The sequence below is a fragment of the Parasphingomonas puruogangriensis genome (assembly GCF_036663635.1).
Taxonomy (GTDB): domain Bacteria; phylum Pseudomonadota; class Alphaproteobacteria; order Sphingomonadales; family Sphingomonadaceae; genus Sphingomonas.
Window position 1 is genome coordinate 616,065 of record NZ_JAXOJI010000002.1, and the last position, 24,743, is coordinate 640,807.

Consider the following 24,743-nt stretch of genomic DNA (forward strand, 5'->3'; position numbering starts at 1 on the left):
AGGGTCTCCGGTGGTGCGCCGCCTCTCTTCCCGCTCGTTGCGGGTTTTGCAAATGTGAACTTGCGAAGTTGCGAAGACCCAGCTTGCGAAGTAGGCACCGACCATGCCTCGCCCCACCCGCCTCTTCGCCGGCGAACAGCTCCGCGCCTTGCGCCAAACGGCCGGGCTGAACCAGGCGGCGATGGCCGCGCGGCTTGGCGTATCGGTCAGCTATCTCTCGCAGCTCGAAGGCGGCGTCCGTCCGCTGACCCCGGCGGTTACGGCCGCGGTCCGCCGCCATCATCCGGGGGCACTCGCCGCCCTGGATGATGCGCCCCCCGCCCTGCGCCTCGCCTCGCTGAGCCAGGCACTGGCCGACCCGCTCCTTCCCCCGCCCCCATCGGCCGACATCATCGCCCGCCTGGCGGAAGAGCGCCCCGATTTCGCGGACCGCTTTATCGCCCTGCACGGCGCCATGCGCGCGGCGGAGGAACGGCTGCAGATGGTCGAGGAACAAACGACGTCAGGCGGCGGCGGGCGCAAGCCATGGGAAGCGGTGCGCGACTGGTTTCACGATCGTGGCAATTATGTCGATGCGCTCGACCGGGCCGCGGAAACGCTGGCGTCCAGCGACGCAGCGTTCTCCCGCGAAGGCGGCAGCCCAGTCTGGGCTCCCGCCTTCGCGGGAGAACAGGATGCGCTGGCGGCGGCGTTGGCGCGTCACGGCGTGTCCATCAGCGCCACCGATCGGGCCAGCGATCCCTTAGCAGCGTTTAACGGCCACACGCTGACGCTCGACGCCACGATGCCCCCCGAAAGCCGCCGCTTCCAGATCGCGCACCGCCTCGCCGCAATCGCCTTTGCGACCGAGATCGAAGCGATCGTCGCCACCGCCGAACTCGAGGGCGACGCCGCGCGCAATCTCCTCCACATCGGCCTAGCCAACTACGCCGCCGGCGCGCTGACCATGCCCTACACCGCGTTCCGCACTGCCGCCCGCGCGACGCGCCACGATATCGATCGCCTGTGCCGTCGCTTCGGCGTCAGCTTCGAACAAGCGTGCCACCGGCTGTCTACGCTGCAACGCCCGGGCGCGGAGGGCATCCCGTTCTATTTCTGCCGCGTCGACATGGCCGGCAACATCACCAAGCGCCACAGCGCAACGCGCTTCCAGTTCGCCCGCTTCGGCGGCGCCTGCCCGTTATGGATCGTGCACGAAGCAGTGGCGATTCCCGATCGCATCGCCGTGCAGCTCGCCGAAACGCCGGACGGAGTGCGCTATGTGTCGATGGCCAAGGGTCTGGTCAAACCCTCGGGCAGCTTCACCCGCACCCCGCGGCGCTACGCCGTCACGCTGGGCTGCGAAGCGGAACATGCCGGCGATTTCGTCTATGCCGACGCGCTGGATCGCACCGCGCAGGCGACCCCGATCGGCATCTCCTGCCGGCTGTGCCCGCGCGACGATTGCGATCAGCGCGCCTTTCCGCCGGCGGACCGGGGCATCGCCGTTGATCCCGATGTCAGGGGCACAGTGCCGTACCGGGTGATCTGAGCGGCAGCGTCACCGGCCGCGGTTGACCGCGCTATTTACGCCCGGCGAGCCAGGCGAGCGCCAGCCCGGCCGCGTCGGCCGGCTTGTTGCCCTGGCACGCCGAGGTGCGCAGCGTACCGGCTGGATCGCGGACCACATAGATCAGATATTTCTCGCCCGGTCGGAGATCGGCCAGGCACGAACTGCGCGTACTGTTGACGCTGACCGAGCCCTTTAACTGCCGTTTCCAGCTACGCTCGACGTGGATCCGGTAGGCACGATCATAGGCCGATACATCCGGGGCCTCACGCACCGTGCCAAGCAACACGGCGTTGGCCTGCCGATATGCGGCGGCAGGCGTCAACCGAACGCAGCGGCAAGCCTCGGCAGCACTGGCCGAGCCGAGCCCAACCAGGCCGATGAGCAAGCTTGCGGAGCGCATGATCATCATCCTTCGATATTCGGATCATAGGGCGTTCAGGCATCGTCAGCGCCACCCAATTCGCTCGACCGCCCCATCCCGGCGGACCGCAACCATAACCTCGATCCGTACTGATATGAAGAGCGACGCTTTCGACCAGCGGCGGAGCGCCGACACCGGCGGCGGTCCGCTATGGAACCACGCCTGCCCAGCGTCCCGCGCGAATTCGCAACGACGCGCTTGCCACCGGGCGCCGGCTGCCGCCAAAAGGTTCGGCGCGCAGGGGAGAGCCGAAATGTCAGACCAGCAAACCTATCCCGTCCCGGCAGAATGGGCCGCGAACGCCAGGTTCGACGCGGCCAGTTACGAAAAACTCTACGGCCGCAGCCTCGCCGATCCCGGCAGCTTCTGGCTCGAACAGGCGCGGCGGCTCGACTGGATCAAGCGCCCCGAAATCGCCGGCGACTGGTCGTTCGACGAGAAGGATTTCCACATCAATTGGTTCGCCGACGGCAAGTTGAACGTCGCCGCCAATTGCCTCGATCGCCATCTCGCCAAGCGCGGCGAGCAGGTTGCGCTGATCTGGGAACCAGACGAACCAACTGAAAACCCACGCCGCTTCACCTATCGCGAGCTTCATGCCGAAGTATGCCGCTTCGCCAACGTCCTGAAAGCGCAAGGCGCCAAGAAGGGCGACCGGGTCACAATCTACATGCCGATGATCCCCGAAGCGGCGTTCGCCATCCTGGCCTGCGCGAGGATCGGCGCGATCCACTCCGTCGTGTTTGGCGGCTTCTCGCCCGAGGCGCTGGCCGGGCGGATCACCGATTGCGATTCGACCATTCTGGTCACCGCCGACGAGGGGCGCCGCGGCGGCAAGCGCATCCCGCTGAAAGCCAATGCCGACGCCGCAGCGGCCCGCGCGCCGGCGCTCCGGACGATGATCGTCGTGCAGGCGACCGGTGGCGCGGTGACGATGCAGGATGGGCGCGACGTCTGGTATCACGATGCCGCCGCGGAAGTGCCCGCGACCTGCCCGGCCGAGCCGATGGGCGCGGAAGACCCGTTGTTCATCCTCTACACGTCCGGCTCGACCGGCCAGCCAAAGGGCGTATTGCACAGCAGCGGTGGCTATCTTTTGTGGGTCAGCCTGACGCACGAATTATGCTTCGATTATCGCCCCGGGGACGTTTGGTGGTGCGCCGCCGACCTCGGCTGGGTCACCGGGCATAGCTATATCCTCTATGGCCCGCTGGCCAACGGCGCGACGACGCTGATGTACGAAGGCCTGCCGACCTGGCCCGACGCCAGCCGCATCTGGCAGGTCGTCGATCGCCACCAAGTGCACACGCTGTACACCGCCCCAACCGCATTGCGCGCGCTGATGAAGGAAGGCGACAGTTTCGTTCACGCCACCGATCGTTCGTCGCTGAAATTGCTCGGCACGGTGGGCGAGCCGATCAACCCCGAAGCGTGGCGCTGGTATCACGACGTGGTCGGCGACGGGCGTTGCCCGATCATCGACACCTGGTGGCAGACCGAAACCGGCGGCGCGCTGATCGCCCCTTTGCCCGGCGCGACCGACCTCAAACCCGGCAGCGCGACCAAGCCGATGCCCGGCATCGACCCGCAACTGGTCGATACCGAAGGCGATGTGCTGACCGGCGCGAACTCGGGCAATCTCGTCATTGCGCGCAGCTGGCCTGGGCAGATGCGCACCGTGTGGGGCGATCATGCGCGCTTCTTCCAGACCTATTTCAGCACGTATAAGGGCAAATATTTCACCGGCGACGGCGCGCGGCGCGATGAGGACGGCTATTGGTGGATCACCGGGCGGGTCGACGATGTGATCAACGTCAGCGGCCACCGCATGGGCACGGCGGAAGTCGAATCCGCGCTCGTGCTGCATCCCCAAGTGGCCGAGGCGGCGGTGGTCGGCATGCCGCACGACATCAAGGGCCAGGGCATCTATGCCTATGTCACGCTCAATTCCGGCGAGACCGCGAGCGACGACCTGCGCGCGGCGCTGATCAAATGGGTGCGCGCCGAAATCGGCCCGATCGCCGCGCCGGACAAGCTGCAATTCGCCCCCGGCCTGCCCAAGACGCGCTCCGGCAAGATCATGCGCCGCATCCTGCGCAAGATCGCCGAGGGTGACGTGTCGAGCCTGGGCGATACCAGCACGCTGGCCGATCCGGCGGTGGTCGATGATCTCGTGGCCAATCGGGTGGACTGATATTCGGCACGCAATTCTGCTAGGATATCAGCCGACCGCAACCGGGGAGGGTCTGCCATGTCGAACATGTATGCAGGATTGCGCCGCGCCTTTGGCGCCGATCAAGACGGCGCCGAGCACTGTGCCGATCGATTACTCAAAATCCGTGCGCGGCTGCAGCCGCTGCGCGATCGCAAGTCCGAGTCATCCTTGCTGCTCGCCACCTGGAACATCCGCGACTTCGATTCGAACAAGTTCGGCTTCGGCCCACGCCGCACCGAGAGCTTCTATTATATCGCCGAGATGATCGCTGCCTTCGATCTCGTCGCGGTGCAGGAAGTGAACGAGGATATGGACGCGCTGGATCGCGTGATGGCCATTCTCGGGCGCGAATGGACCTATATCGCCACCGACATCACCGAAGGATCGGGCGGCAATGGCGAGCGCATGGTGTTCGTCTACAATACCGAGAAGGTGTTCTTCCGTAAGGTCGCCGGCGAGATCGTGCTGCCGCAAGGGCAGTTGATCGTCGCCGAAAAGAACGTCAAGGCACCGGCCAGCATGGCGCCCGACACCGCCGTGCCGGTGACCAAGCAGGAACAGCATTTGCAATTCGCGCGCAGCCCGTTTCTTGTCGCGTTCCAGTCCGGCTGGTTCCAGTTCAGCCTGTGCACCGCACATCTCTATTATGGTGCCGCGTCCGGCGCGGCGCTCGACCAGCGCATCGCCGAGATCGAGGCGCTGGTGACGTTTTTCGCCGAGCGCCAGGACAAGGCAAGCAAACGCGCCACGGCGAAGGACCGTCCGGTAGAGAATTACATCATCCTGGGCGATTTCAACGTCGTCAGCCCCGAACACAAGACGATGCAGGCGCTGAAATCGAACGGCTTCGTCGTGCCGCCGGAGATTGACGGCAAGAAGGTGCGCAAGCTCGGCCAGCATTTCTACGATCAGATCGCGGTGCGTGTAAAGGATGCGCGGTTCAAGGTGCTGGGCGGCGGCATGGTCGACATCTTCGAGGATGTGTTCACCGATGCCGATCTGGCGCTTTATGCCGAGGCGCTGCCCAAGAAGGATCTGGAAAAGGATTCCACCGCCAAGGCCAAGACGCCCGAGGCGCTCTACAAGAAATGGCGCACCTGGCAGATGTCCGATCATCATCCGCTGTGGATCGAGATCGCCACCGATTTCAGCGACCAGTATCTGGGCAGCATCGTCAGCGGCGCGGCGGACGTGGTCAAGCCGCCCAAGTAGCGCTGTCGCGCCGATCTTTGGCGATTGCTCAGGCCCTGCCCTACCGCTACATTACGGCAATACACTAATTGAGGGACATCCATGCGTATCTCCACCGCCGTCCGCTTATCCACCGCAATCCTGGCGCTGGCCGCCGCCGCGCCGGTCCTGTCGCAGGACAAGGCCGGACCGACCTACGGCACGTTCGGCGTCGATCTGACCGCGCAGAAGAAGGACGTGAAGCCGGGCGACGATTTCTGGACCTTCGCCAATGGCGGCTGGGATGCGCGCACCGCGATCGCCGCGGACCGTACTTCGGCCGGCTCCAGCGTGATCCTGGTCGATCAGGCGGAATTGCAGGTCCAGGCGATCATCAAGGATGCGGTGCGCGATCCCGCCGCGACCGGCCCGGGCGCCAAGCAGATCGGCGATCTCTATGCCGGGTTCATGGACGAGAGCGGCATCGAGCGGCGCGGCGCGGCGCCGCTGAAACCCTATTTCGCGACGATCGATGCGGCCAATGACAAAGCCAAGCTGCAGACCTTGTTCGCCACCGTCGGCTATGCCAGCCCGGTCGAAGTCGGCCAGTTGCCCGATCCCGCCGACCCGACCAAATATACCGTCGCGGTCAGCCAGGGCAGCCTCGGCATGGGCGGGCGCGATTATTATCTGCTGCCGGGCGCGAAATACGACACGTATCGGGCGGCGTATCGCACCTATGTCACGCAGGTCCTGACGCTGTCGGGCGTGGCCGATGCCGCGGCCAAGGCGGACAAGATCATCGCGCTCGAAACGGCCATGGCCAAGGTACAATGGTCGCCCGAGCAGCAGCGCAATCTGATGGAAATGCTCAAGCCGATGGATGCCGCCAAGCGCCAGGCGCTGGCGCCGGAATTCGATTGGCCGATGCTGCTCAAGACCGCCGGCTATGGCGACTATCCGATCGTCATCATGGCGACCTCGACCGCGCTGACCGAGCTTGGCAAGATCTACGCTGCGACGCCGGTCTCGACTTGGCAGGACTGGATGAAGTTCCGCTTTGCCGCGGCCAATGCCGGCGTGCTGCCCAAGGCGATCGACGACGCGACCTTCGCCTTTTACGGCAAGACGCTCAACGACCAGCCGACGCAGCGCGCGCGCTGGAAGCGCGGCATCGCCTTGGTCAACGGGGTAATGGGCGAGGCGATCGGCGAGATCTACGTCAAGCGCCACTATCCGCCGGAAAGCGACGCCAAGATGGCCGAGTTGATCGCCAATCTGCGCGCCGCCTACCAGCAGCGCATCGAGGCCAATAGCTGGATGGACGACAAGACCAAGGCGCAGGCTTTGGCCAAGCTCGCCGCGTTCGATCCGCGCATCGGCCATCCGACCAAATATATCGATTATTCGAGCCTCAAGATCGTGCGCGACGATCCGGTCGGCAACGCCATGCGCGCCGGCGAATTCCAGCATCAGCTGGATCTGTCGCGGCTGGCCAAGCCGGTCGATCGCACTTTGTGGGACATGACCCCGCAGACCGTGAATGCCTATTACAACCCGCTGGCCAACCAGATCACCTTCCCCGCCGCGATCCTGCAGCCGCCCTATTTCGATCCCAAGGCCGATGCGGCGGTCAATTACGGCGCGATCGGCGCGATCATCGGCCACGAAATGGGCCATGGCTTCGACGATCAGGGCAGCCAGTTCGGCGCTACCGGCAAATTCGAGAATTGGTGGACGCCGGAAGCACGCAAGACGTTCAGCGAGCGCACCGCGGCGCTGGCCAAGCAATATGACGGCTATGAGCCGATCCCCGGCACCAAGATCAACGGCAAGCTGACGCTGGGCGAGAATATCGGCGATCTCGGCGGGGTCGAGACGGCTTACGCCGCGTACCAGCAATATCAGGCCAAGCACGGCAAGGCGCCGGTGATCGGCGGCTTGACCGGCGACCAGCGCTTCTTCCTGGCCTATGCCCAGGCCTGGCAGAGCAAGCTGCGCGAAGGCGCCGCCCGCGCGCGGCTGCTGACCGATCCACATTCGCCGCCGTTCTACCGCGTCAACGGCATCGTGCGGAACGTGGATGCCTGGTACACCGCGTTCAACGTGAAACCGGGCGACAAGCTGTATCTCGCGCCGAGCGAGCGCGTGCACATTTGGTAGCAGTCTCCGCTCTTCCCCGGCGCGCGCCGGGGAAGAGCGATATTGCGGTAGCGCTTAAGCCGCGGCCGCCTCGCTCGCCGCCTTGGCGTAGATGCTGTTGATCGGCCGCGACATCACGCGCCCCACCATCGGCTCGAAAAATTCCAGCGGTGCGCTGTCATAATTCGGGTCGAACGCCGACTGATCGTATTTCTCGCAGAATTCCGCGCACGCCTCGAAATGTGGATGGCCACGGTAATTCTCGCGCAGGTCGCGATCGCCGCCGATATAATGGAAGAAATAATAGCCCTGGAACACGCCATGCGTGTTGGCGATCCAGTGCACTTCCTCCGACACGAACGGGCGCAGCATCGCCGCGCCGATCTCGGGATGATTGAAGCTGCCGAGCGTGTCGCCGATATCATGCAGCAGCGCCATCACGACATAGGCCTCATCACGGCCGTCGCGATAAGCACGCGTGGCCGTCTGCAGCGAATGTTCGAGTCGATCGACCGGGAAGCCGCCATAATCCCCGTCGAGCAATTTAAGGTGCGTGAGCACGCGGCTGGGCAGTTTCTTCGAAAATTCCATGAAATGACCGCTGATCAGGCTCCAGTCCTGCTGGGTGCCCTCGGTCATGGCGGTGAACTGTGCCCGGTCTTGCGGTGCGTTCATGTCTCTCTCCTAACGCTGCCAACATAGCGCGCTTTGCGCTGCCTTGTCAGTCCCTGTAAGGCCTGAGCGATGGTCACCCCCACTCTGCCCGTACGCGCGCTCAAGAAGCCCGACATTTTCTCGCGGCCGTTCTTCGAAGAAAAGAGCCGTGCCTTCTGGACGCTGCAGGCGGCCGGATGGAGCGGCTATCTGCTGTTGCGCAGCGTCTCCAGCATCTCCAACGGGCCCTCGCTCGACGTGCTGATCCCGGTGATCATCGAATCGATCGTCGGCTATTGCATCACGCTGCTGCTCTCTACGTTGTACGGTTATTATCGCGGGCTACCGCGGATCAGCGGGATCCTGCTGACCATCATCACGCTGGCGGCGGCGACCCTGCTCTATTCGGTGCTCAATGCCTTCTCCTTCTCGTTCATCAAGCTCGACAATCCCGGGCTGAATCTGAACCTCGTATTGGGCACGATCTTCCTCAGTTTCACCGTGTTGTCCGGCTGGTCGGCGCTCTATTTCGGGATCAATTTCTACCTCATCGTCGAGGATCAGATCGACCAGCTCGAGACATTGGGCAACCAGGCCAGCTCGGCGCAGCTGGCCATGCTGCGCTATCAGCTCAATCCGCATTTCCTGTTCAATACGCTGAACTCGATTTCGACCTTGGTGCTGCTCAAGCAGACCGAGCGGGCCAACACCATGCTCAGCCGGCTGTCATCCTTCCTGCGCTACACGTTGGCCAACGAGGCCACGGCGAACGTGACGCTGGCCCAAGAGGTGGAGACGCTGAAACTGTATCTGGAAATCGAGAAGATGCGCTTCGAGGAGCGGCTGCGCCCGGTATTCGACATCGATACGCGCGTCGAACGGGCGCGTTTGCCGTCGCTTTTGCTCCAGCCGTTGGTCGAGAACGCGATCAAATATGCCGTCACGCCCAAGGAGGACGGCGCGGAAATCCGCGTTTCCGCGCGGCTCGCCGGAGATCGCGTGCAGATCGCCGTATCCGATACCGGTCCGGGCTTGCATGAAATGAAAGCACGTCCAAGCCTTTCAACCGGGGTCGGGCTTGCCAATATTAGAGAACGCCTGGCGCAGGCGTTCGGGCCTGACCACAGCTTCGAAGCGAGAAGCCGGCCGGAAGGCGGGTTCGAAGTCGAGATCGAAATTCCGTTCCAGCTCGACGATGCGTCGAGAGGATTGGCAAGAGAGGTTGCATGACGATTAGAACGATTTTGGTGGATGACGAGTCGCTGGCGATCCAGGGCTTGGAGCTCCGCCTCGCCGCGCACGAGGATGTCGAGATCATCGATCGCTGCCAGAATGGCCGCGAGGCGATCCGCAGCATCAAGACGCACAAGCCCGATCTGGTCTTCCTCGACATCCAGATGCCCGGCTTCGACGGCTTCTCCGTCGTGCAGGGGCTGATGGAAGTCGAGCCGCCATTGTTCGTGTTCGTCACCGCCTATAGCGATCACGCGCTGAAGGCGTTCGAGGCGCAGGCGGTGGATTATTTGCTCAAGCCGGTCGAGGAATCGCGGCTCGCCGATACGCTGGACCGCGTGCGGCAGCGGCTTACCGAGAAGCGCGGCGTGGAGGAAGTCGATCGGCTGAAGGAAGTGCTGGCCGAGGTTTCCCCCGATAGCGTGACCGAGTTCGCCGACGGCGGCGAAGTCTCGTCCAACCGTTTCGAGAAGCTCATTAACATCAAGGATCGCGGGCAGATTTTCCGCGTCGATGTCGACACGATCGAGCGCATCGATGCGGCCGGCGATTACATGTGCATCTATACCGGCGACAACACCCTGATCCTGCGCGAGACGATGAAGGATCTGGAGAAACGGCTCGATCCGCGCCGCTTCCAGCGCGTGCACCGTTCAACCATCGTCAATCTTGACCTGGTCAAGGAAGTGAAGCCGCACACCAATGGCGAATGCTTCCTGGTGCTGCAGTCGAACGCCCAGGTGAAGGTATCCCGCAGCTACCGCGACGTGGTTGCGCGGTTCGTCCACTGAGGCTTAGCTGCCAGATATCGGCGCTTCCCCGGCGAAGGCCGGGGCCCAGTGGCGACGGTGGATGTAACGGAGCGCAGCGGCAGTTATCTTCTGTTCCGCGACTGGGCCCCGGCCTTCGCCGGGGAAGCGCGCTATACGGTTAGGCTTCGGGCTCAGCCTCAACCGGTGCATCGCCATCAGCGGCGCGCTCGTACCAGGCCTCGACCGGGCCGCTATATTTGATCGTCAGCGGGTTGCCCTTGCGATCGACCTTCTTGCCGAGCGCAACGCGGATCCAGCCTTCGGACAGGCAATATTCCTCGACGTCGTGGCGCTCGCGCTCCTTAAAGCGGATGCCGATGCCGCGCGACAATTTCTCTTCATCGAAGAATGGGCTGCGCGGGTTGGAGGACAGGCGGTCTGGGGGCGTATCGGTCATGGCCGAGCCTTTGGCGTAAAACGCCCGCGAATGCCAGACACGAAAACGGCGCCGGATCGCTCCGACGCCGCTTCGTGTGGGTGATCAGCTCAGTAGCAAACGCGGACCCGCACCGGTTGCCCATAATAGGGATCCCAGCGGCGCTCGACCCGGCAGCCGCCATAGCCACGCCCGCGATAGCGCTGCGCGTAATAGCCGTCATTGGGGTAGTAACCGCGCTGCTGGTAATAATTGTAATCGTAGTTCCGCGGATAGCCGCGATCGCGATAATAGCCATCGCGATAGCGATCGCGCCCGTTCGAGGCGATCGCCGCGCCGATCGCCAGACCGGCAATGCCGGCGACGATCGCCGTGCCGGTGCGATCGTTGCCACGATCCCAACCACGGCCATAATGGCCGCCATAGCCACCGCGATAACGCTGCGCATCGGCCGGGGCGGCCGCAGTCAGGGCCGTGGCGGCGAGGGCGATGCCGAGACCCGCTTTCTTCATCACGCTGTTCATGTTCATACTCCTCATGCCAGCAAGCCCTGGTTCGTGCGAGGCCCGATAAACGCGTGACCTGCCGAGCTTGTTTCAACGAGGTAGACGAGTCGGCCTGAACCGGCGTGGAATGCGGCATTTATGGAGTGTTCAGGTGGGCGGCGCGGCGCCGCACCATCTCGTGGCGGCCAAGCTGCGGCCTATTGGCCCAATTGGCGCACCGTTGCGTCGCTTCCCTGCCCGGCGGCCACTGCCATCGCCGAGCGTCCCGCGGCATCGACCAAGGTGCGATCGGCCCCTGCGGCGAGCAGCATGTCGATCTGCTTGGTGCGCGCAAACAATGCGGCCATCATCAGCGCAGTCTGCCCCGCCTTGTTGGGTACATTGATGTCGCACCCGGCCTTCAACAGGCGCGCCGCGATCGCGTCATCGCCCTTGAACGCGACGCCCATCTGCGCGGTATTGCCCTGATCGCGATCGGGCAGGCAGGCATCCGCCCCAGCCGCGATCAGCGCCTCGACCGTGTCGGGATGGGCATTATAGGCCGCCAGGATCAGCGGGGTAAAGCCGCGCGTCTCCCGCGCATTGACGTCTGCGCCAGCCTTGACCAGCGGCCCGATCAAGTCGGTACGGCCTAGCTTGGCGGCTTCGAACAGCAGCTCCTGGCGCCGCTCGGGCGAGGGAAGCGCGGTGGCCGCGGGAGCGGGCGACGCCTGAACCGGCGCCGAGGCCAGCAGCGCCGCGAAAAGATAAGACAGCATGGTCGTTCCTCGAAAAGCGGCCGGACCCCCACGGGGATCCGGCCGATCGATCAGCGTGTCGCCAGCTTGGCGTTGGCGGCGCGATATTGCGCGACGGCGCGCGTAACGTCTGCAAGCGGCACGTTGGTCGCCTGAGCGAGCCGCGTGCCATAGTCCTTATCGGCCTGGTAGAAATAGCTGACCATGATCGTCTTGGTCCGCGCCGACGTGACGACGTTCAGATCGCCCGCCAGATTGGCGATCAGATCCGCTTTGTCCGCCGCCGACAACGCACGGTAGAATTTCCCCGGCTGGTCGAAATTGTCCGTCTTGGAGATCGGCTTGACGTCGGCCATGCCAGAGACCGCATAGCTCGACTGGCGATACTGCGCGTCGGTGATCTTCTCGGCGGTCTGCGCCGGGAAATAGTTCACGTCCGCCTTCCGCTCGTCATGGTTGAGCTGGCCATCCTGGTTGTTGTTGACCACCGCTACCAGCGGACGGTTGACCGGCAACGACTGCACGTTGGCGCCGATGCGATAGCGCTGCGTGTCGGCATAGGAGAACAGCCGGCCCTGCAGCATGCGATCCGGCGACGGCTCGATCCCCGGCACCATGTTCGACGGGGCGAACGCTGACTGCTCGGTATATTCGAAGAAATTGTCGGGCACCTTGTTCAGCACCATTTCGCCGACCTTCTTGAACGGCACGCCGAGCCATTCCTTGGTGTCGTCGAACGGGTTGTAGCTGAGCTTGGCGAACTCCGACGGCTTCATCGTCTGCACCATCAGGTCCCAAGCCGGGAAATTGCCGGCGGCAATTTCGGTATAGAGATCGTCAGTCAGATAGTTGAACGGGGCTTTCGAGGCGGCATCGCCGTTCAGGTTCTTGACGCCCTGGCGGCTGATCCAGCGGAATTTGGCGAACACCGTATCGCCATTCTTGTCGACCAGCTTGAACGCATGGACGCCGTTGCCGTCCATCGTCCGGTAGGACGCCGGCGTGCCGAGGTTCGAATAGACATGGGTCAGCATGTTGGTCGCCTCGGGCGTCACCGAGAAGAAGTCGAACACCCGGTTGGGGTCCTGCTTATTGGTGATCGGCGAGGGCTTGAGCGAATGGATCATGTCCGGAAACTGGATCGCGTCGCGGATGAAGAAGACCGGCAGATTGTTGCCCACCAGATCCCAATTGCCCTGATCGGTGTAGAATTTCACCGCAAAGCCACGCGGATCGCGCAGGCCCTCAGGGCTGCCCGAGGGATGGATGACGGTCGAAAAGCGTACGAAGGTCGGCGTCTGCTTGCCGGCAACGAACAGCGACGCACGCGTGATATCGCCGAGATCGGCAGAGGCGGTGAACACGCCGATCGCGCCGGTGCCACGGGCATGAACCACGCGCTCGGGGATGCGCTCGCGGTCGAAGCGGGCGAGCTTCTCGAGCAGGTGGCTGTCTTCAAGCAGCACGGGGCCGAGATCGCCGACGGTCTTCGAATTGCGGTTCTCACCGATGGGCGCGCCATTGTCGCGGGTGAAGTGCGGCGCGGCGGCAGTGCCGGCATTGCCGTTTGCATCGACCGTACCGGGCACACCGGCCTGCGCGGCCATGGACTTGCTGGCGGGCAATGGTTGGGCGATCGTGGTCATGCGCGTTTCGACCTGGGTCGAGGCGGAGCTCTGTGCGTGCGCGGCGAGCGGCAGCGCCAGCGCGGTCATCGTGCCCAGAACAGAGCAAGTGTGTCGTTTAAGCATATCGGTTCCCCTTAGAGCTGCACCCCGTGCGGGGCGCTGCTGCATGCCGTGATGGCTGCAAGGGGCAGTCTGTGGCCGATGGGGGGATTTTTACTAAGTGATCTATCTCACTTACGGCCAATGCCTCACTCGATCACGGGCATGGGCGACAGGATGACGGGAGAGCCGCGCGCAGATGCGGCGCCACGCTGACCACCAACATGCAATAACGGCGCGGCAAAGCCGCGCCGTCTTCGAGTGTCGAGCTTGGGGGCAATTACCCCTGCTTCGCGCGGCTCGCTCGCTTGCGCTCGTTGGCATCCAGGAAGCGCTTGCGCAGGCGGATCGACTTCGGCGTCACTTCGACCATCTCGTCATCGTCGATATAGGCGATCGCCTGCTCCAGCGTCATCTTCTTCGGCGGGGTCAGGCGCACCGTGTCGTCCTTGCCGCTGACCCGGAAGTTGGTCAGCGCCTTGGTCTTCATCGGATTGACTTCCATGTCCTCCGGCTTGGCGTTCTCGCCGACGACCATGCCTTCGTACAGCGTCTCGCCATGCCCGACGAACAGGATGCCGCGCTCCTCGAGCGGACCCAGCGCATAGGTGTTGGCTTCGCCCGAGCCGTTCGAGATCAGCACGCCGTTCTTGCGGCCCTCGATATTGCCCTTGAACGCGTCATATTTCTCGAACAGCCGGTTCATGATGCCGGTGCCGCGCGTGTCCGACAGGAACTCGCCGTGATAGCCGATCATCCCGCGGCTGGGCGCGGAGAAGGTGATGCGCGTCTTGCCGCCGACCGATGGCCGCATGTCGGTCATCTCGGCCTTGCGGATGTTCATCTTCTCGACGACCGTGCCGGAATGCTCCTCGTCCACGTCGATGATGACGGTTTCGTACGGCTCGGTCTTCTTGCCATTCTCGTCTTCGCCGAACAGCACGCGCGGGCGGCTGATGCCGAGTTCGAAGCCTTCGCGGCGCATCGTCTCGATCAGCACGCCGAGCTGAAGCTCACCGCGGCCGGCGACTTCGAAGCTGTCCTTGTCGGCCGCCTCGGTGACCTTCACGGCGACGTTCGATTCGGCTTCGCGGAACAGGCGCTCGCGGATCATGCGGCTGGTCACCTTGGTGCCTTCGCGGCCGGCCATCGGCGAATCGTTGACCGCGAAACGCATCGACAGCGTCGGCGGATCGATCGGCTGGGCGTGGAGCGGCTCGGTGACGGTGATGTCGGCGATCGTGTCGGCGACGGTGGCGACCGACAGGCCGGCCAAGCTGATGATGTCGCCTGCCTTGGCTTCATCGACCGGCACACGATCGAGCCCGCGGAACGACATGATCTTGGACGCGCGACCGGTCTCGATGATCTTGCCGTCGTTATCGAGCGCGTGGATCGCCTGATTGGTCTTCACCACGCCCGAATTGACCCGGCCGGTGAGGATGCGGCCGAGGAAGGGATCGCGATCGAGCAACGTCACGAGGAAGGTGAACGGCACGCCGGCGACTTCCACCGCGGGTGGCGGCACGTGGCTGACGATCGTTTCGAACATCGGGATCAGCGTGCCCTCGCGCGCGTCCATGTCGGTCGAGGCATAGCCGTTGCGGCCCGAGGCGTAGAGGACGGGGAAATCGAGCTGCTCGTCATTTGCGTCGAGCGACACGAACAGATCGAACACTTCGTCGAGCACTTCCTGGATGCGGGCATCGGCGCGATCGACCTTGTTGACGACGACGATCGGCTTGAGGCCGAGCGCCAGCGCCTTGCCGGTGACGAACTTGGTCTGCGGCATGGCGCCTTCCGACGAATCGACCAGCAGCACGACGCCGTCGACCATCGACAGGATGCGCTCCACTTCGCCGCCGAAATCGGCGTGGCCGGGCGTGTCGACGATGTTGATGCGGATGCTCTCGCTCTCACCCGGCGGCGTCCAATCGACCGAGGTCGGCTTGGCGAGAATGGTGATGCCACGTTCTTTTTCGAGATCGTTGGAATCCATCGCGCGCTCTTCGATGCGCTGGTTGTCGCGGAACGTGCCGGACTGACGGAACAGCTGATCGACGAGGGTCGTTTTGCCGTGATCGACGTGCGCGATGATCGCCACATTGCGGAGGGCCATGAGTATATCCGGTGCTTTAGCTTGGGGAATGATTAGCGCGCGCCCCTAGCCTACTTGTCGCAGCGCAACAAGGGCGGGGGCAAACAAGAAGGCCGCGCTGGCGAGGACATCAATGCCTGCCCAGCCTTGGTTCGGCAATTATGCCGCTCGATTCCGCTCCGCGATGTTCTCCCGCGAACGCGGGAGCCCAGGGTCGCAAGCGCTAGCTTTTGTGGCCCCTGGGCTCCCGCTTTCGCGGGGGAACAGTGAGAGGATGCCTTGGCGTCCTGCCGGAAGGTCAGAACTTGGCGCCGAGTTCCACACCGTAGAAGCGCGGCTCGCCGGCGATATAGGTTGCGGTGCCGAAGCTGCCGCCGGTGTTGCCGGCGTCGATCAGGTAGCGCTCGTTGGTCAGGTTGCGGGCGAAGCCGCCGATCCGGTAGCGCCCTTGCGCGAATTCCACGCCGGCACGCACGTTGACGAGCGTGTAGCCCTTCTGGCTGATCGCTTCGGTATTGGGGAGTTCGAAGAACACCTTGCTCTGATAGGTCGCCGAAGGGACCGCGTAGAACGACGTGCTGTCGTTCAGCGGCACCCGGACGTTGATGCCGCCCGATGCGGTAAATTCGGGCTGCAGGCGGAAGCGATCGCCCGAATAGGCGCCGAAGGCCGGGTCTTCGTTCAGCTTGCCGTCGATATAGGCAAAGCTGCCAAACAGGGATGCGATCTTGCCGAGCCGCAGATTGCCTTCCGCCTCGACGCCCAGGTTCTTGGCATCGGCACTGCGTACCTCCGCACCACTGGCCGTGGTGACGGAGAATTGGAAGCCGTCATATTGCTGGTAGAACACGCCAAGCGAGCCCGAGAACGGGCCGGCGCTGCCCTTGATCCCGGCTTCATAGTTCCACACGATCTCGTTAGGCACGATCTGCAACCCCACGATCTGACCGCCGGGGCTCGCCACGGACCCCAGCTGGACGACCGGCGAGCGGCGGCCTTTGCTGATCGTGCCATAGACGTTCACCGCGTCGGTGATGCGGTACAACAGGTTGAAGCGCGGCAGGATGGCGGCGAAGCTGCGTTCCGCCTCTACCTTGCGGCCGCCGGTGCTGACGATCGGCAGCAGCGCGACGTTGCGGCCGAGCAGCGCGGCAACGAGCTGGGAATTGGGCTGCACCGAGCTGTAGCCCGCCTGGCGATTCTCTATCAGGACGCGTGCGCCTGCGGTGAGTTCGAGCGCCGGCACCGGCGTCCAGGTGGCATCGGCGAACACCGAATAGGTGTCGTTATTGCCGTAATTGGTATATTCCGAGGCATAGGGCACCTGGGTCCGCGCACCGGCGGTGAGCAGGGCGGTGGCGCGTGCCGCGGTGACGGTGCCATTGGGCGCAACGCAGCCGGTGATGCCGAGTGCCGCGAGCTGGCCGGTACAGGCCAGATAGGTACCTTCTTCGGTCGAGAAGGGCACGCGCTGGTAGCCGTTCTCGAAGAAGGCGTTCCAGCCGAACGAGGCGCGCAATTTGTCGCCGGTGAAGTTGAAGCGGCCCTCATGGCTCCATTGGTCGCCCTTGGCGTCCTCGGCGAATTCGAGGAACCAGGCCGGGCCGCCATCGGCATCGAACACTTCATTGGCGTCGAAGCGGCGATAGCCGTTGACCGTGGTAAAGGTAACACCGGGTGCGAGATCGACCGAGACGGTCAGGTTCGCATCGTACACGTTGCGCTTGAGGCCGAGCTTGCTGTCGCCCAGCACCTGCTTGCTGAACGGCGAGCCGGACAGCTCGGCATAGCCATAATCGCCGTTCGCGCCGCCTGTCGGCACCAGATTGCGCGACTTGAACGCGGTACCCGGGTTGCGCTGGCCGTCATAGGTCAGGACCAGATCGGCAGTGACGCTGTCCGATGGCGCGAAGTGCAGCGAGCCGCGAATGCCGCGCTGATCCTGGCCATTGAGATCGTCCTGATCGGTCCTGCCCTGGTTCTGGTTGGCGCGATCGGGATCGCCGGCGATATTGCGGACATAGCCGTCGCGATATTTGTAGGCGAAGGCAAGGCGCCCGGAGAGCACGTCATTGCCGGCGTTGAGGAAGCCCGATACCTGCGTGCGGTTGTAGTTGCCGTATGAGGCGGTAATCCCGCCCGACGTGCCGGCCTCAGGCTTGGCCGAGATGATCGACACCGCGCCGACCGCCGAGGCCGTGCCGAACAGGGTCGCCTGCGGGCCCTTCACGACCTCGATCCGCTCGAGATCGTACAGATCCTGGTACGCGCCGCGCGAGCGCGAGATGTCCACGCCGTTATAATATAGCGTGACGCGCGCGCCCTGCTGCGACGAGCCGTTGTCCGAGGTGATGCCGCGGATCACGAAACCGGGATTGTTGGCGCTCTGCTCCTGAATACGCAGGCCCGGAATGTACATCGCCACTTCGGTGAGCGAATTGACGCCCAATTCGGCCATGCGCGCGCCGGTCACTGCGGTGACGGTCAGCGGCACATCCTGAATGCGCTGTTCGCGCTTCTGCGCGGTGACGACGATCTCTTCGCTGCCGCTGTCGGCCTGGTCCGCCTGGACATCGGCTTGCGCCATCGCGACGTTGGACGTGCAGGCGAGCAGCGCGGCAATGCTGCCGCGAACGAAAAGCTTGGTCATGGAATCCCCTTTGATTGCTGCGCCGCAGCTAAGCAGAGACCATTGCGGATTCGCGTACGTTCGATGTGATTTTCATGACAGTTGACGTGCATTTGCACGTTTTTCCGTATTATCCATATAACACACTTGAACGCGCGGCCGTTCGCGCCCAAAATCGAGCCTACTTCTGGAGATCCTGACGATGGCGACCGCTTCCGAGACCGCGACTGCAGAACAGAGCCTGGTGCTGACCCCGCCCGATCCGGTGCCGGTCGTAACGGCCGAAAAGGCCGTGGGGCTGGTGCCGGTCGACGATGCCAAGCGCAGCGAGTTGCAAAAGCGCGTCGACACATTCATCGAGGATCTCGTCGCGCAGGATGTGAACTCGCCCGAATTCGGTAAGCGCGTCGATGCGATCAGCGCGATGGGGCAGAAGGAGATTCGCGAGGCCGCCGGGCAATCGAACCGCTTCCTCGATCGCCCGACGCGGGCGATGGATCAGGAAACCGGCGTGGGCAAGGATCTGGCCGAGCTGCGCCGCACGGTCGAGGATCTCGATCCGGGCAAGCGCGGCAATTTGACCGCGCCGAAGAAGCTGTTCGGGCTGATCCCGTTCGGCGGCGGCCTGCGCAACTATTTCGACAGCTACAAATCCTCGCAGACGCACATCGCCTCGATCCTGAAATCGCTGACCAGTGGCAAGGACGAGCTGCTGATGGACAATGCCGCGATCGACGTGGAGCGCGCCAATCTGTGGAGCGCGATGGGGCGGCTGGAGCAGATGATCGTCCTCTCCAGGGAGATGGACGCGAAGCTGGAGGACAAAGCCAACGAGCTCGATCATAGCGATCCCGCCAAGGCAAAGGCGATCCGCGAAAGCGCGCTCTTCTATGTCCGCCAGCGCACGCAGGATTTGCTGACGCAGATGGCGGTGACGGTGCAGGGCTATCTCGCACTCGATCTTGTCAAGAAAAACAATGTCGAGCTGGTCAAAGGGGTCGATCGCGCCTCGACTACCACCGTCTCGGCCTTGCGCACCGCGGTGACGGTGGCGCAGGCGCTGACCAACCAGCGACTGGTGCTCGAGCAGATCACCGCGCTCAACACGACGACCGCGAACATCATCGATTCGACCGGCAAGCTGCTGCGCAGCCAGACCGCCACGATCCACGAGCAAGCGGCCAGCGCGACGATCCCGATCGAAGTGCTGCAGCGCGCCTTCCAGAATATCTACGACACGATGGACGCGATCGACACGTTCAAGCTGAAGGCGCTCGACAGCATGAAGACCACGGTCAACACGCTCGGCAACGAGGTCGAGAAATCGCGCGGCTATATCGCACGGGCCGAAGGCGCGACGCAGAATGCCGGCGCCGGCGCCGAAACGTTCAAGCTGGAGGCGCTGTGAGGTGACGGATGTCGATCGCCAGATCGCGCGCAGCACCGAATATCTCGATCGCACGCGCGAGCGGGCCGCCTCGCTGAGCGCCAGACGGCGCAAGCGCCAGGGCACGCAGATCATGACGCGGCTTGGCCGGATCGCGGCGGCGGATACGGCGATCCTCGTCGCCGCTCTGGTCGTCGGCTGGATCATACCGCTCGGCATTGGCGGCGCGATGCTGGTGATGGCGGCGCTGATCGCGGCGACGTTGATCCTGGCGATCTTCCCGCTGACTCCCGAGGTCAAGCCGGAGGCGCTGGCGCAGGTGCCGCTCAAGGCCCTGCCGCTCAAGACCGAGCAATGGCTGGAGACGCAGCGCCCGGCCCTGCCGGCGCCGGCGCAAAATCTGATCGACGGGATCGGCGTGCGCCTCGAAGGACTGGCGCCACAATTGGCCACGTTGGACGAGCGCGAGCCGGCAGCAGCGGAAGTGCGCAAACTAGTCGGCGAGCAATTGCCCGAATTGCTCAAGGGCTATGCGCGAGTGCCCGCCGCGCTGCGTGGTGTCGAACGCAACGGAAAGACGCCTAACGCGCAACTGGCCGATGGACTGAAAGTGATCGACGAGCAGATCGCCGGCATGTCGGCGCAGCTGGCCGAAGGTGATCTCAACCTTCTCGCGACGCGAGGGCGCTATCTCGAGATCAAGTATCGCGAAGACGGCTTGGGCACTTGATTCCTCCCCGGCACGGGGAGGTGGCAGCCTCAGGCTGACGGAGGGGGCGGGCCGGCAACGTTCCGCTTGGGGAAGTCCCCCTCCACCATTCGCTGAAAAAGCGAATGGTCCCCCTCCCCGTTCCGGGGAGGAGTTAGAGCGGCTGTCCGTCAGGCGACCACCGCCGGCCAAGCCGCCATCGTGCTATCGACGATCCGCAACAATTTTTCCCGCCCTGCCCCGTCCTTGGCCAAGGTCGACATGCCCTGCACGACCGCCATGACATGCCCCGCCAACATCTCCGCGTCGCTGTCCTGGGGCAAACGCCGCTCCGCCACGTCGCGCTCGATGCGGGCGCGCAGCAGCGCCTCGATCTCGCGGCGGATCGCGGCGAGTGCATCGCGCACGTCCGCCGCCGCCGCCGAACTGCTGACGATCGCACTGGCCAGCAGGCAGCCGGGCGGCGTCTCCTCACCGGTATCGCCGATTGCCGCGGCGGTGAGCAGGTCGCGCGCCGCCTGGCGCGCGCTCGGCGCGGCGGCGATCAGCGCGGGCACCGCGTCGCCGCCGCCCAGGTAGCGATCGACCGCTTCGTGAAACAGGCGGCGTTTGTCGCCGAACGCGGCATACAGGCTCGGCGGGGTGATGCGCATCGCGCGGGTCAGTTCGGCGATCGAGGTCGCTTCATAACCGTGCCGCCAGAACAGATGCATCGCCGCATCAAGCGCCGCCACGCGATCGAACGATAATGGCCGGCCGGTGCGCGGGCGCTCGACCACTGGGTCCGACAGTAAATTTAATTTCATAGCGATCGATATATAACGATTGACCTTCGGCGGCAATGGGCCGAAAGGGCTTCCATATCGATCACTACGGAAGCATCGTCATGGCCCTTACCGATTATCGCACGCTCGGCCGCTCCGGCCTGGTGGTCAGCCCGTTGGCGCTGGGCACGATGACCTTCGGGGTCGCGCGCTGGGGGATGGAGCAGCCGGCGGCGGCGGCAGTGTTCGACGCCTATGTCGAAGCGGGCGGCAATCTCGTCGATACCGCCGACGTCTATGCCGGCGGGCGCGGCGAGGAGATGCTCGGCGCGATCATCGCCGAGCGCGGGCTGCGCGACAGCCTGATCGTGGCGACCAAATCGGGCTTCGCCGCGGGCCAGGGTCCGCACGCCGGGGGCAATGGCGCCAAGCATGTCCATGCTGCGCTGGAGGGATCGCTGCGGCGACTGCGGACCGATTATATCGATCTCTATTGGGTGCATGTATGGGATTCGGTGACGCCGCCGGAAGAATTGCTCGAGACGATGACCGCGCTCGTGCGGGCGGGCAAGATCCGCTACTGGGGCCTGTCGAACGCGCCGGCCTGGTATGTCGCGCGGCTCGCCACCTTGGCTGCGCTGCAGGGCAAGCCCGGGCCGATCGCGCTGCAATATTTCTATTCCCTGGTGTCGCGGGAAGTGGAGGCGGAGCATATCCCGCTGGCGCTGGACATGGGGCTCGGCATGATGCCGTGGAGCCCGCTCGCTTATGGCCTGCTGACCGGCAAATATGACCGCGCCACGGTGGAAGCAGGCGCGCCGCGCGCCGGCGGACTGCCGAGCGACGCCGGTGACGGCGCGGCGCGGGCCGAGGGCGACAAACGGCTGGATGGCGCCAACCCGTTCGGCGACATGCTGTTCACGCCGCGCAACTGGGACATCGTCGCGGCGCTGCGCGGCGTGGCCGAGGCGATTGGCGAAGCGCCGGCGCGGGTCGCGCTGGCCTGGGTGCTGGGCAAGCCGGGCGTCGATACCGCGCTGATGGGGGTCAGCCGGGTGGAACAGGTGCACGACAATATCGCCGCGACCGATCTGGTGCTGGGGCCAGAGCATCGCGCGGCGCTGGATGCGGCGAGCGTGTCGGCGGCGGCGATGATCTACGGGCTGTTTTCGCCCGAGATGCGCAAGAACGTCGTGTTCGGCGGCAGTGCGGTGCGCGGGCGGATGTCCGACACGTAACTAGCGCGACAGCCGGTGCGCCCGTTCGCTGAGCCGGTCGATCCCGGCCTGGTGGATGCCGGGCGTCGAGATCAGCACGCCGAACGCCTGCGCGTTGGGGGTGTTGAAGGCGAGCGGCTGGCCTAGCGCGTCGCTGACGGTGGCACCGGCTTCGGACGCGATCAGCACGGCTGCCGCGATGTCCCATTCATGGCCCCAGCGCAGCGTCGCCACGAGATCGGCGCGGTTGGCCGCGACCATGGCGATGCGCAACGCGATCGAATTGGGCTTGTCGACCGGCACCAGGTCGCTGTCGATCTTGGGCAGCGCATCGGTCGGCACGCGCGCGCCGGGAAAGTCGCGGCGATCGCCGACACCGATCGGCTGCCCGTTGAGCGTCGCCCCCTGCCCCGCCTGCGCCAGCCACACTTCGCCGCGCGCCGGCGCATTGAGCACCGCGATTACCGGCGCACCGTGCTCGACCAAGGCGACGGAGATCGCCCAGCCGGGCCGGCCGCGGATGAAGTCGCGCGTCCCGTCGATCGGATCGACCACCCAGACGCGGTCCTGCGCCAGCCGATCGGCATTGTCGGCGGTTTCCTCGGACAGCCAGCCGGCATCGGGCAGCAGCGCTGCGAGCCGGGTGCGGAGCAGCGCGTTGACGTCGAGATCGACTTGGCAGACGGGATTGCCGGGAGCCTTTTCCCAGCGCGCGAAATCGGTGCGCCATTGCGCCAGCGCCAGCGCGCCGGCTTCGGCGGCGATCGCGGCGACGGCGTTCGCCAAATCCGGCGCCAGATCAGGCACCGGCGACGATCATCCCATCGATGCGCAGCGTCGGCACGTTGCTGCCATAGCGGAATTCGAGATCGTTGGCCGGGGTCAGCGCGAGGAACATGTCCTTCACATTGCCGGCAATGGTGAATTCGGCCACCGGCGTGGTGATCTCGCCATTCTCGATGCGGAAGCCGGCCGCGCCGCGGCTGTAATCGCCGGTCACGCCATTGGCGCCGCCGCCGAGCATTTCGGTGACATAGATGCCGTCGGCGATATCCCCGATCAAGGTGGCGACGGGCAGATGCCCCGCCGCCATGAACAGGTTGCTCGTCGCCACGCCGGGATTGCCGCCGACGCCGCGCGCGGCATGGCCGGTCGGCTCGAGGCCCAATTGCCGCGCCGAGGCGCTGTCGAGCAACCACGTCTCGAGCATGCCGTCGCGCACGAACGCGGTCGGCGACACCGGCAACCCCTCGCCATCGAACGGGCGCGAGCGCAGCCCGTGCGGGCGGTGCGGATCGTCGCTGATCGTCACGCCCTCGGCAAAGATGCGCTTGCCCAGCGACTCGAGCAGGAAACTGGTCTTGCGCGAAATCGACGACCCCGAAATCGCGCCGATCAGATGGCTCAGCATCGACGATCCGACGCGCGGATCGAACACGATCGGCATCGCGCCGCTCTTTACTGTGCCCGGATTGGCGCGCGCGACGGTGCGCTCGCCGGCGCCGCGACCGATCTCGGCCGGGGACATCAGGCGGCTGCGATGCCGCGCGCCGTGGTGATCGTAATCGCGCACCATTGCCCCGCCCTCTCCGGCCAGCACGCTGGCGGAGATGCCGTAACCGGTCGCGGCATAAGCGGCGGCGAAACCGTGGCTGGTGGCCAGCGCCCAGATGCTGCGCGAGGCGGACGCGCCGCCGCCCTCGCTATTGGTCACCCCGGCAACGGCCCGGGCGGCGTCCTCGGCTTCCAGCGCCATGTCCTTGAGCGCGGCGGGCTCGACCGCGCCGCCATCATCCAGATCGAGCTGCGGCGGGGCGCCGCGCAGCAATCGCTCCTGCGGGGCGAGCCCGGCCCATTCGTCCTCCGGCGCCTCACGCGCCATGGCGATCGCGCGATCGACCAAGGCGGCGAGCGCATCGACCGACAGATCGGACGTCGACACGCTGGCCGATTGCTTGCCGACGAACACGCGCAGGCCCAATTCGGCGCTTTCCGAGCGGCCGACATTCTCAAGCGCGCCCAAGCGGACGGACACGTCTAGCGCGGTGTCGGCGGCAAAAACGGCATCGGCGGCGTCGGCGCCGGCGGCGGTGGCCAGGGCGACGATATCGGCAGCGCGCATCTGCGCTTGTTCGGTGGTCAGCATGGTGGGGACTTAGGGAGGGGGCGACGGCGGCGCAACTCTTCAGGGCGTCCCCTGAAGGTGAAGGGTCCGCTCGTCAAATTGATCCGCCCGGCCTAACCAGCCGGCTTTTTTTGTGCGCGAATGTCGGAAATTGGTGGAGGCTGTGTGGAAACGCGCTGATATGCTATGATCATGGTCTGATTTGGGAGGCCGGTGATGGGGCGTTTCATCGAAGGTTGCGATCGGCGGCAGCAGCTTTTCCTGCCTGA

The 24,743-nt window shown here is 64.8% G+C and carries 21 protein-coding genes; 9 read left to right on the top strand and 12 right to left on the bottom strand.

The window, feature by feature from the left end; all coding sequences use genetic code 11:
* Positions 1-103 precede the first annotated feature (103 nt).
* Positions 104-1,531, top strand: a complete 1,428-nt coding sequence (locus U1739_RS08520; protein ID WP_332706486.1) for a helix-turn-helix domain-containing protein — start codon at positions 104-106, stop codon at positions 1,529-1,531.
* A 31-nt stretch (positions 1,532-1,562) separates the two neighbouring features.
* On the opposite strand, the gene U1739_RS08525 is transcribed toward U1739_RS08520, so the two are convergent.
* A complete protein-coding gene (locus U1739_RS08525) occupies positions 1,563-1,952 on the bottom strand; it encodes a hypothetical protein (protein ID WP_332706489.1) in 390 nt (129 codons plus the stop codon).
* 274 nt (positions 1,953-2,226) lie between these two features.
* Here U1739_RS08525 and acs point away from each other — a divergent pair, with 274 nt between their 5' ends.
* The 3 genes from acs (at position 2,227) to U1739_RS08540 (ending at position 7,521) form a co-directional block, all read left to right on the top strand.
* Complete coding sequence (acs, locus tag U1739_RS08530) at positions 2,227-4,167, top strand: acetate--CoA ligase (RefSeq protein WP_332706492.1); 1,941 nt, start codon at positions 2,227-2,229, stop codon at positions 4,165-4,167.
* Between the two features lie 57 nt (positions 4,168-4,224).
* Entirely contained in the window at positions 4,225-5,400 is a 1,176-nt protein-coding gene (locus tag U1739_RS08535; protein WP_332706495.1) for an endonuclease/exonuclease/phosphatase family protein, read from the top strand.
* Between the two features lie 81 nt (positions 5,401-5,481).
* Positions 5,482-7,521 (top strand): M13 family metallopeptidase, encoded by a 2,040-nt coding sequence (locus U1739_RS08540; protein WP_332706498.1) that lies wholly within the window; start codon positions 5,482-5,484, stop codon positions 7,519-7,521.
* A 54-nt stretch (positions 7,522-7,575) separates the two neighbouring features.
* Here the strand turns inward: U1739_RS08540 and U1739_RS08545 are convergent, their stop codons facing one another.
* The gene (locus tag U1739_RS08545; protein ID WP_332706501.1) at positions 7,576-8,175 is read right to left on the bottom strand and encodes an HD domain-containing protein; all 600 of its coding nucleotides are present in this window, start codon (positions 8,173-8,175) and stop codon (positions 7,576-7,578) included.
* 69 nt (positions 8,176-8,244) lie between these two features.
* Between U1739_RS08545 and U1739_RS08550 the strand changes: the two genes are divergently transcribed.
* On the top strand, positions 8,245-9,384 hold the full coding sequence (locus tag U1739_RS08550; RefSeq protein WP_332706504.1) for a sensor histidine kinase: 1,140 nt from the start codon (positions 8,245-8,247) through the stop codon (positions 9,382-9,384).
* Positions 9,381-10,178, top strand: a complete 798-nt coding sequence (locus U1739_RS08555) for a LytR/AlgR family response regulator transcription factor (RefSeq protein WP_332706507.1) — start codon at positions 9,381-9,383, stop codon at positions 10,176-10,178. Before U1739_RS08550 ends, U1739_RS08555 begins: the two co-directional genes overlap by 4 nt.
* A 139-nt stretch (positions 10,179-10,317) precedes the next feature.
* On the opposite strand, the gene U1739_RS08560 is transcribed toward U1739_RS08555, so the two are convergent.
* From U1739_RS08560 to U1739_RS08585, 6 genes are all read right to left on the bottom strand, one after another.
* The gene (locus U1739_RS08560; protein WP_332706510.1) at positions 10,318-10,596 is read right to left on the bottom strand and encodes a DUF3297 family protein; all 279 of its coding nucleotides are present in this window, start codon (positions 10,594-10,596) and stop codon (positions 10,318-10,320) included.
* An 89-nt stretch (positions 10,597-10,685) separates the two neighbouring features.
* Positions 10,686-11,099, bottom strand: coding sequence for a hypothetical protein (locus tag U1739_RS08565; RefSeq protein ID WP_332706513.1), 414 nt, complete (start codon positions 11,097-11,099; stop codon positions 10,686-10,688).
* A gap of 179 nt (positions 11,100-11,278) precedes the next feature.
* The gene (locus U1739_RS08570) at positions 11,279-11,839 is read right to left on the bottom strand and encodes an ankyrin repeat domain-containing protein (protein ID WP_332706516.1); all 561 of its coding nucleotides are present in this window, start codon (positions 11,837-11,839) and stop codon (positions 11,279-11,281) included.
* Positions 11,840-11,889: 50 nt separating this feature from the next.
* The gene (locus U1739_RS08575) at positions 11,890-13,569 is read right to left on the bottom strand and encodes a catalase (protein WP_332706519.1); all 1,680 of its coding nucleotides are present in this window, start codon (positions 13,567-13,569) and stop codon (positions 11,890-11,892) included.
* A gap of 256 nt (positions 13,570-13,825) precedes the next feature.
* Positions 13,826-15,664: a translational GTPase TypA gene (gene typA, locus U1739_RS08580; protein WP_332706522.1), complete on the bottom strand. Its 1,839-nt coding sequence runs from the start codon at positions 15,662-15,664 to the stop codon at positions 13,826-13,828.
* 277 nt (positions 15,665-15,941) lie between these two features.
* A complete protein-coding gene (locus U1739_RS08585) occupies positions 15,942-18,293 on the bottom strand; it encodes a TonB-dependent receptor (RefSeq protein ID WP_332706525.1) in 2,352 nt (783 codons plus the stop codon).
* A 181-nt stretch (positions 18,294-18,474) separates the two neighbouring features.
* Between U1739_RS08585 and U1739_RS08590 the strand changes: the two genes are divergently transcribed.
* Positions 18,475-19,680, top strand: coding sequence for a toxic anion resistance protein (locus U1739_RS08590; protein ID WP_332706528.1), 1,206 nt, complete (start codon positions 18,475-18,477; stop codon positions 19,678-19,680).
* Position 19,681: 1 nt separating this feature from the next.
* Entirely contained in the window at positions 19,682-20,389 is a 708-nt protein-coding gene (locus tag U1739_RS08595; protein WP_332706532.1) for a hypothetical protein, read from the top strand.
* Positions 20,390-20,538: 149 nt separating this feature from the next.
* On the opposite strand, the gene U1739_RS08600 is transcribed toward U1739_RS08595, so the two are convergent.
* Positions 20,539-21,174 carry a TetR/AcrR family transcriptional regulator gene (locus tag U1739_RS08600; RefSeq protein ID WP_332706535.1) on the bottom strand — a complete coding sequence of 212 codons (636 nt, stop codon included), beginning with the start codon at positions 21,172-21,174 and terminating at the stop codon, positions 20,539-20,541.
* An 80-nt stretch (positions 21,175-21,254) separates the two neighbouring features.
* Here U1739_RS08600 and U1739_RS08605 point away from each other — a divergent pair, with 80 nt between their 5' ends.
* Positions 21,255-22,370, top strand: coding sequence for an aldo/keto reductase (locus U1739_RS08605; protein ID WP_332706537.1), 1,116 nt, complete (start codon positions 21,255-21,257; stop codon positions 22,368-22,370).
* Here U1739_RS08605 and U1739_RS08610 read toward each other — a convergent pair whose 3' ends face one another.
* The 3 genes from U1739_RS08610 to U1739_RS08620 all read right to left on the bottom strand — a co-directional run.
* Positions 22,371-23,135 (bottom strand): 3'(2'),5'-bisphosphate nucleotidase CysQ, encoded by a 765-nt coding sequence (locus tag U1739_RS08610; RefSeq protein WP_332706540.1) that lies wholly within the window; start codon positions 23,133-23,135, stop codon positions 22,371-22,373.
* Between the two features lie 13 nt (positions 23,136-23,148).
* Positions 23,149-24,495, bottom strand: coding sequence for a TldD/PmbA family protein (locus U1739_RS08615; RefSeq protein ID WP_332706543.1), 1,347 nt, complete (start codon positions 24,493-24,495; stop codon positions 23,149-23,151).
* Between the two features lie 39 nt (positions 24,496-24,534).
* Positions 24,535-24,743, bottom strand: a 209-nt coding sequence (locus U1739_RS08620) for a hypothetical protein (protein ID WP_332706546.1), incomplete at its 5' end; no start/stop codon positions are given.

Coding starts and splice junctions, on each gene's coding strand:
- U1739_RS08520 (WP_332706486.1), top strand. CDS start 104: ATGCCTCGCCCCACCCGCCTCTTCGCCGGCGAACAGCTCCGCGCCTTG.
- U1739_RS08525 (WP_332706489.1), bottom strand. CDS start 1,952: ATGCGCTCCGCAAGCTTGCTCATCGGCCTGGTTGGGCTCGGCTCGGCC.
- acs (WP_332706492.1), top strand. CDS start 2,227: ATGTCAGACCAGCAAACCTATCCCGTCCCGGCAGAATGGGCCGCGAAC.
- U1739_RS08535 (WP_332706495.1), top strand. CDS start 4,225: ATGTCGAACATGTATGCAGGATTGCGCCGCGCCTTTGGCGCCGATCAA.
- U1739_RS08540 (WP_332706498.1), top strand. CDS start 5,482: ATGCGTATCTCCACCGCCGTCCGCTTATCCACCGCAATCCTGGCGCTG.
- U1739_RS08545 (WP_332706501.1), bottom strand. CDS start 8,175: ATGAACGCACCGCAAGACCGGGCACAGTTCACCGCCATGACCGAGGGC.
- U1739_RS08550 (WP_332706504.1), top strand. CDS start 8,245: ATGGTCACCCCCACTCTGCCCGTACGCGCGCTCAAGAAGCCCGACATT.
- U1739_RS08555 (WP_332706507.1), top strand. CDS start 9,381: ATGACGATTAGAACGATTTTGGTGGATGACGAGTCGCTGGCGATCCAG.
- U1739_RS08560 (WP_332706510.1), bottom strand. CDS start 10,596: ATGACCGATACGCCCCCAGACCGCCTGTCCTCCAACCCGCGCAGCCCA.
- U1739_RS08565 (WP_332706513.1), bottom strand. CDS start 11,099: ATGAACAGCGTGATGAAGAAAGCGGGTCTCGGCATCGCCCTCGCCGCC.
- U1739_RS08570 (WP_332706516.1), bottom strand. CDS start 11,839: ATGCTGTCTTATCTTTTCGCGGCGCTGCTGGCCTCGGCGCCGGTTCAG.
- U1739_RS08575 (WP_332706519.1), bottom strand. CDS start 13,569: ATGCTTAAACGACACACTTGCTCTGTTCTGGGCACGATGACCGCGCTG.
- typA (WP_332706522.1), bottom strand. CDS start 15,664: ATGGCCCTCCGCAATGTGGCGATCATCGCGCACGTCGATCACGGCAAA.
- U1739_RS08585 (WP_332706525.1), bottom strand. CDS start 18,293: ATGACCAAGCTTTTCGTTCGCGGCAGCATTGCCGCGCTGCTCGCCTGC.
- U1739_RS08590 (WP_332706528.1), top strand. CDS start 18,475: ATGGCGACCGCTTCCGAGACCGCGACTGCAGAACAGAGCCTGGTGCTG.
- U1739_RS08600 (WP_332706535.1), bottom strand. CDS start 21,174: ATGAAATTAAATTTACTGTCGGACCCAGTGGTCGAGCGCCCGCGCACC.
- U1739_RS08605 (WP_332706537.1), top strand. CDS start 21,255: ATGGCCCTTACCGATTATCGCACGCTCGGCCGCTCCGGCCTGGTGGTC.
- U1739_RS08615 (WP_332706543.1), bottom strand. CDS start 24,495: ATGCTGACCACCGAACAAGCGCAGATGCGCGCTGCCGATATCGTCGCC.